General features: G+C 34.4%; 6 protein-coding genes and 1 pseudogene. 4 read left to right on the top strand and 3 right to left on the bottom strand.

The window, feature by feature from the left end:
* The 3 genes and pseudogenes from tnpA to ACI9TV_RS15415 all read right to left on the bottom strand — a co-directional run.
* A pseudogene (tnpA, locus tag ACI9TV_RS15425) lies at window positions 1-413 on the bottom strand (IS200/IS605 family transposase); the annotation flags it as partial.
* Window positions 414-660: 247 nt separating this feature from the next.
* A complete protein-coding gene (locus ACI9TV_RS15420) occupies window positions 661-1,521 on the bottom strand; it encodes a putative RNA methyltransferase (protein WP_415251711.1) in 861 nt (286 codons plus the stop codon).
* Between the two features lie 254 nt (window positions 1,522-1,775).
* Window positions 1,776-4,343 (bottom strand): bifunctional aconitate hydratase 2/2-methylisocitrate dehydratase, encoded by a 2,568-nt coding sequence (locus ACI9TV_RS15415; protein WP_415251710.1) that lies wholly within the window; start codon window positions 4,341-4,343, stop codon window positions 1,776-1,778.
* Between the two features lie 336 nt (window positions 4,344-4,679).
* Here ACI9TV_RS15415 and ACI9TV_RS15410 point away from each other — a divergent pair, with 336 nt between their 5' ends.
* The 4 genes from ACI9TV_RS15410 to nuoE form a co-directional block, all read left to right on the top strand.
* Window positions 4,680-5,042, top strand: a complete 363-nt coding sequence (locus tag ACI9TV_RS15410; protein ID WP_415251709.1) for an NADH-quinone oxidoreductase subunit A — start codon at window positions 4,680-4,682, stop codon at window positions 5,040-5,042.
* On the top strand, window positions 5,033-5,563 hold the full coding sequence (locus ACI9TV_RS15405) for an NADH-quinone oxidoreductase subunit B (RefSeq protein WP_415251708.1): 531 nt from the start codon (window positions 5,033-5,035) through the stop codon (window positions 5,561-5,563). The genes ACI9TV_RS15410 and ACI9TV_RS15405 overlap by 10 nt, the downstream gene beginning before the upstream one ends.
* On the top strand, window positions 5,553-7,178 hold the full coding sequence (locus ACI9TV_RS15400) for an NADH-quinone oxidoreductase subunit D (RefSeq protein ID WP_415251707.1): 1,626 nt from the start codon (window positions 5,553-5,555) through the stop codon (window positions 7,176-7,178). Before ACI9TV_RS15405 ends, ACI9TV_RS15400 begins: the two co-directional genes overlap by 11 nt.
* Window positions 7,178-7,565 (top strand): NADH-quinone oxidoreductase subunit NuoE (gene nuoE, locus ACI9TV_RS15395; RefSeq protein WP_415251706.1); only part of this gene is annotated, 388 nt, incomplete at its 3' end. The genes ACI9TV_RS15400 and nuoE, both read left to right, overlap by 1 nt.

Here is a 7,565-nt window from a genome sequence, read left to right as displayed (position 1 = left end):
CACCTTTGTATATTTCTTTCCTTGGTCTTTCACATAATTTCTTATTGTTTCTTCATTTGCAAATTGCCCTACAGTATTTGCATAAAAACCACTGGTCCAAAGACTTCCACCCCAAAGCTGTTTTTTACTTCAGGGTGTTTTGCAAAAATTTCTCTTGCTGTGATACTTTTTATAATTTGCACCATTCGTGTTACTGTCATTTTTGGTACACTTTGCACTAAAAAATGCACATGGTCTTCATCATTTCCTATCTCTAAAAAATTAATCTCATATCTTTGCGATATCTCGATACAAATATTTACCATGCTATCTTCGATACCTTGACTAAATACTTTTCTTCTGTATTTTGCTGGAAATACTAAATGGTATAACAACAATGTTTTGTTATGACTTTTAAATATATGCTCACTCATTCCATATTGTACTGTATGGTTTCTTGAACTGTTGCCGACCGACCCAAGGGTACGGGGAAATCTTTTCGATTATAACATATAAAAGTGAATATAAAACTATTTTAAACTAATATTGTTTTTTTAGTTAGGGAGAGAAACGTAAGTTTATCGTGCATGATACACATAAGTTAATCTCTTAAGATTCTAAAAAGTATACTTTAATTGAACCATTTAGGGAACCATTATACTGGATTGTGTACCAAACTATTTAACTAATTTTAGATAGTTTTTTATATACTTTTACGTAAAAGTGTATAGGTGTATTCAATTGTGTTAACTTTAATATATTTTCTTTTTTTTCTTCAGTAGTTTGCCAATAATAAGGTGTCATTCTTAACAGATCAAGGATGTCATCTTTCTCAACAATAATATTTTCTTTTACTTCTATAACTTCTTGACATTGAAATTTTTCATTATTATCAATTATATTATAATTACCACTATGTGAAATTACATTATCATATATATGCTCTGTCAGTCCTCTTAAATGCTCTTCACCTGGTCCAACAATAATTAATGTACCATTATCGCGAAGAACTCTATTAATTTCATCTATATCAAGTGGCGCAAAAACAGAAAAAACAATATTAAATTCTTGATTAAGAAATGGTAAATCATAAATATTTGCTACCACTAATTTTGCATCTATTTTTCGTTTTGCCGCCAATTGAATTGCATACTTAGATATATCTATACCACTTAATAAATGCTTTGAATTTACATCAAGTGATTGTTTGAATTGATCTAAATAATAACCTTCAGCACACCCAATATCTAATATCTTTTTGGGTTGATTATGTTCATCAACCGAACGTATACACTTGTTGAAGGTATTAGATAAACCTTGATAATATCCCTTATTTAAAAAGGCACTTCTACTCCTAATCATGTCTTGATTATCTCCAGGAGTTTTAGTGTTTTTTTTATTTGCCAAAAGTAAATTAATATATCCATATTTTGAAATATCATACAGATGTTCATTTTCACATATATATGATTTCTCTTTTAAGGCTAATTCACAACCACATGCTGGACATTTTAATTTTATACTATTCAGTTCAATTTCCATTTTTTACACTACCTCAGAGGATTCATTTTTACGTAATTTTATCCTAATTAAGTCTATAAATGTGATTCTTTATACTATCCAACAGAGAAGTTTCTTTATGATTCCATCACAAAAATTTGTAGACACAGTCAATAGCACTCAAAAATAAGAGATAAAAATGGAAATCAAGGCATCTACTGATTATGTGGCTTGATGAAAAAGTGCTTTTCCTACCTTCACAAAGGTAGGAAAGTGAATAAAAAATTTGGAGTTAACTACTCGACCATAGCTTCTAATTCAGCCTTAGAAACTTTGTTGAAGTTTAAGTATTTATAAATATTATCAGTCATTTCTGGTTTGATCTTATTTTGAACAATTTCAAGGTACTCAGCAGCAGTTGGTAATCCACCTTTAAGAGCAACAACAGCAGCAAGTTCTGCAGAACCAAGGTAAACTTGAGAACCTTTACCAAGTCTGTTATCGAAGTTTCTAGTTGATGTTGAAAATACCCATGCATTTTGTGCAACAGCAGCTTGGTTACCCATACATAAAGAACAACCTGGTATCTCAGTTCTTGCTCCAGCCATACCAAATACGGAATAATACCCTTCTTCTTGAAGTGTTTTCTCATCCATTTTAGTTGGAGGACAGATCCACAGTTTAGTATTTACTGCACCTTCACCTCTAAGTACTTCTGCATGTGCACGAAAAAGACCAATATTGGTCATACAAGAACCAACAAATACTTCATCGATTTCTGTTTTCATACCAGCATCTGCAATTTCTGTAAGTGTTTTAACATCATCCGGATCATTTGGACAAGCTAAAATTGGCTCTTTTATTTCAGACATATTAATTTCAATAACCGCAGCATACTCAGCATCAGAATCAGCTTTCATAAGCACTGGATTTGCCAACCAGTCTCTCATTTTTTGTGCTCTTCTTTGAAGTGTCGCTTTATCTTCATATCCTTGAGCGATTAACTCTTCAATAAGTGCAACATTTGACTCCAGATATTCAGCTACTGGTTCTTTGTCAAGCATCACTGTACAAGCAGCAGCCGAACGTTCAGCAGATGCATCAGAAAGCTCAAACGCTTGCTCACATTTAAGTTGTTCTAGACCTTCAATTTCAAGTACTCTACCAGCAAATATATTTTTCTTACCTTTTTTTTCCACTGTAAGAAGTCCATCTTTAATCGCTTGATGTGGAATAGCATTTACCATGTCTCTAAGTGTGATGCCAGCTTGCATTTCACCTGAAAATCTCACTAGTACAGACTCAGGCATAGTCAATGGCATCATACCCGTTACACCTGCAAACGCAACAAGACCAGAACCAGCTGGGAATGAGATACCAATTGGGAATCTTGTATGTGAATCTCCACCCGTACCAACTGTATCAGGAAGACACATTCTGTTTAACCATGAGTGAATAACACCATCACCTGGTCTAAGGATAAATCCTTTTCTCTCTGTCCAAAACTTTGGAAGCGTATGCTGTAAGTCAATATCTGATGGTTTTGGGTAAGCAGCTGTGTGACAAAATGACTGAAGCACGAAATCAGAACCAAAGTTAAGTGCTGCAAGTTCTTTAATTTCATCTCTTGTCATAGGACCTGTAGTGTCTTGTGAACCAACTGTAGTTGCTATCGGTTCACAGTAAACACCTGGTTTAACACCTTCAATACCACATGCTTTACCTACCATTTTTTGAGCTAAAGTATAACCTTTACCATTATCTGCAGGCTGTGATGGAGTCATAAAGATATTCCCTGTATCCATTCCAAGTGCTTCTCTAGCTTTAACAGTCAAACCTTTACCAATGATAAGAGGAATACGCCCACCTGCTCTCATTTCATCAGGAAGTGTATTTGGCTCGATGAGAAATTCAGATACAACAACACCATTCTTCTCGATAACACCTTCATATGGTTTCACGGTAATGACATCACCAGTTTCTAAGTTCTCAACAGGAGCTTGAATAGGTATACATCCTGAATCTTCTGCTGTGTTAAAGAAAATTGGAGCAATAATATCACCTATAACAATACCACCAGTTCTTTTACCAGGGATATTTGGGATATTTCTACCCATGTGCCATTGTACTGAGTTAATACCTGATTTTCTTGATGAACCAGTACCTACAACATCACCAACATATGCAAGTGGATGACCTTTTTCTTTGAGTGCTGCCATAGTGTCTAATGGATTGTCCATTCTATTTACAAGAAATGCATTCGCATGTAAAGGAACATCTGCTCTTGTAAATGCTTCAGATGCTGGAGAAAGATCATCTGTATTTGTTTCACCAGAAATTTTATATACAGTTACTGTAATCTCTTTTTCCATTGCTGGTTTATTCGTTAACCATTCGCCTTTTGCCCAAGATTCTACTACACTTTTTGCCAATGCATTTCCATTGTCCATAAGTGATTTAACATCGTTAAATGAATCATACACTAGCAATGTATTTTTAAGTTGAGCCGCTGCAGACTCTGCTACAGCTCCTGAGTGTTTAAGTGCTTCAACAAGTGGTGCAACATTAAATCCACCTAGCATTGTTCCTAAAATCTCTGTTGCTTTAACAGCGTCAATACTTTCACAAGATGTATTTCCTTGGACAATATCATTTAAAAATGCTGCTTTTACATATGCTGCATCATCAACACCTGCTGGGATTTTTTGTGTCAATAATTCCATTGCATAGTCTGCATCAGCAATTGGACTTTGCTTAAGTAATTCTACAAGCTGTGCTGTTTGCTCTGCTGTAAGTACTAATGGTGTTACACCTAACTTTGCACGTTCTAATGTATGCGCTTTATACTCTTCTAATAAGGCCATAATTGTCTCCTGAAATTTTTTTTTCAACAAGATGATATCAAATATCAATTAAATTTAACCTTATATATAGTTTAAATTATTAATTATTTTTAATATTAAGAGAAAAAATACTACTTATGTAGTCTATTGTTACATAAAAAATACTTAAAATCAACAAATAGAAGTTAATATATTAGTATATTTTATAATAGTGTAAATACATGAAGATAGGCAAAAAATAGAACTTATCTCAAAAAACGATTCTAATACGACTAATTTATTTTATATTAACGATAATTAATTTATCTCGAAGTATTACAAAAGATAATTATTCACTATAAATATTAAGGAGTCTTTATGTCAAATGAACTGCTATTAGCATCTTCTGTTTTTATACTCATAGGTATTCTTTTGTCAGCGGTCTTTATGCTGACAAAATATCTTGGACCGTCTCAAAAAGAAGGTGCCAACAAAAATACTGTCTATGAAAGTGGTGTCAGTGATCCTGTAGGCGGTACCAATATAAAGTTTAGTGTTAAATTTTATGTTGTTGCTATTCTCTTTGTGCTTTTTGATGTAGAGATTATCTTTATGTTTCCATGGGCTGTAAATGTAAAAGAACTAGGCTACCTTGGATTAGGAGAGATGTTTACCTTTATGGCTCTTCTTTTTGCAGGTTTAATTTATATCTATAAGAAAAAGGCATTATTATGGGATTAAAAGAAGAAGAACTCTCTCTTGGTGACTCTGTATTAGTTACTAAACTTGATACAGCAGTCAACTGGGCAAGGTCGTATTCAATGTGGCCTATGGTATTTGGTACAGCGTGTTGTGGTATCGAGTTTATGTCAGTTGCCGCATCCAAACACGACATATCTAGATTTGGAGCGGAAGTGGTTCGTTTTTCTCCACGACAAGCAGATCTTTTAGTAGTAGCTGGAACTATCAGTTATAAACAAGCACCCATACTTAAAAAAATTTATGACCAGATGCCTGAACCAAAATGGGTTATCTCTATGGGAGCTTGTGCTTGTAGTGGTGGATTTTATGATAACTATACAACGGTTCAAGGTATTGATTTAATTATACCTGTTGATGAGTACATAGCAGGATGTCCACCTAGACCAGAAGCCTTTTTTGATTCACTTATAAGAATTCAAGAAAAGTCCAAAAAAGAATCAATTATTGAAAAAAATCGTCAGCACAATCGCGGGTTTAAAGGTTTCTTAGATGAAGAATAAAGTATATGAAGTGTCTCCTGAAAAATTAAGAGAGACGATTATAGAACTTAAAGAGAATGAAGATTTTAGCTTACTACTTGATGTTACAGGTATTGATTACCTGAATTATCCTGATCATACAAAAGAGCGATTTTGCGTAGTCTATATTTTACGTGAGAGCACTTTTAAAAATGAAGTTATCGTTAAGACCATGGTTAATGATACTACCTTATCATTACCAACAATTAGTGATATTTATTATGCAGCAAATTGGGGTGAACGAGAGGTATTTGATCAGTATGGAATTCTTTTCGAAGGTCATCCTAATCTAAAAAGAATATTGAACCACCATCAGTTTGTAGGTCATCCTCTAAGAAAAGATTATCTCATTACCGATGGTCAAATTTGTACAGAGACAGAAGACCTCATGGATGAAATGCGTCCACTTTTAAAAGAAAATGGCTATAAAGAAGATGAAGTGATGCTTCTCAATATAGGACCTTCACACCCAGCTTCGCATGGAACAATACGAAACCTTATGGCAATGGAAGGTGAGACAATAGTCTCGGCAGTCACAGAAATAGGATACCTTCATAGGGGCTTTGAAAAGGCCTGTGAAACACATACCTATAGTCAAATTATTCCCTATACTGATAGACTAAATTATTGTTCTGCTATTTTAAACAATATAGGATTTTGTAAAAGTGTTGAAGATATGATGGATATTGAAATACCTGAACGCGCTAAATTTATACGTGTAATTGTAGGAGAGCTTAGTCGTATTATGGATCATGCTGTTTGTAATGCAGCTAATTGTGTTGACTTGGGTGGATTGACTAACTTTTGGTACATCTTTAATCCAAGGGATGAAGCCTACGAAGTACTCTCTAAACTTACAGGTGCCAGACTTACCAACTCCTACACACGTATTGGAGGATTGAGTTATGATTTATATGAAGGTTTTGAAGAAGAAGTTGAAGCAGTCCTTCGCTCAACAGAAAAATCTATCGATGATGCACTTTCACTCATTGCTCGAAATAAAATTTTCTTAGATAGAACTCAAGATGTAGGTGTAATCACACAAGACTTTGCAATCGATGCTGGTATTACTGGTCCAAATCTTCGGGCAACAGGAATGGCACGTGATATGAGACAAGATAAACCTTATTATCATTATGATAGTTTTGATTTTGATGTAGTTGTGGGAAGTCATGGTGATGTTTATGATCGAATGATGGTACGTTTTGAAGAGATGATTCAAAGTATTAGGATTATTAGACAAGCTATAAAAGAAATTCCGGGTGGTGCTATTATCACTGATGACAGATCTGTTGCAATGCCTCCAAAAGATCAAGTTTACGGATCAATTGAAGGAATGATGAACCAATTTAAGCTCGTCTTTGAAGGAGTTAAAGTACCCAAAGGTGAATACTATTCTGCAACTGAAGCGGCAAATGGTGAACTTGGATTCTATGTAGTTAGTGATGGTTCAGGAACACCTCATAAAGTTAAATGTAGACCACCTTGTTATTATGCATTAGGTGCCTACTCAAAGATTATTGAAAATACGATGCTAGCAGACGCGGTTGTTACTATGGCTAGTATGAATTTTATTGCAGGGGAGTTTGACAGATAATGAAAACTTTTACACTTACAGCAAAAAACCAAGAAAATTTTGAAAAACTTTCAAAGCGTTATCCTAGAATTGATTCTATGATGTTACCAACCTTATGGCTAGTGCAAGAGCAAGAGGGATGGATTAGCCCAGAAGCGATGATTGCTGTTGCAAATATGCTCTCTACTACTCCCATGCGTGTTTATGAAGTAGTAACCTTTTACTCTATGTACAATACAAAACCTATAGGAACACACCATATTGAAGTATGTAAAACAACCTCTTGTATGCTCTGTGGAAGTAAGGAAATTATTTCTTACCTTGAAGAGACTCTCGATATTAAACCTGGAGAAACAAGTAAAGATGGTCAATTTACCCTTTCTGCAGTTGAGTGTTTAGGTTCTTGTG

Source organism: Sulfurimonas sp. (assembly GCF_047622445.1).
Lineage (GTDB): Bacteria > Campylobacterota > Campylobacteria > Campylobacterales > Sulfurimonadaceae > Sulfurimonas.
This window is presented reverse-complemented; position numbering and strand designations above follow the sequence as displayed.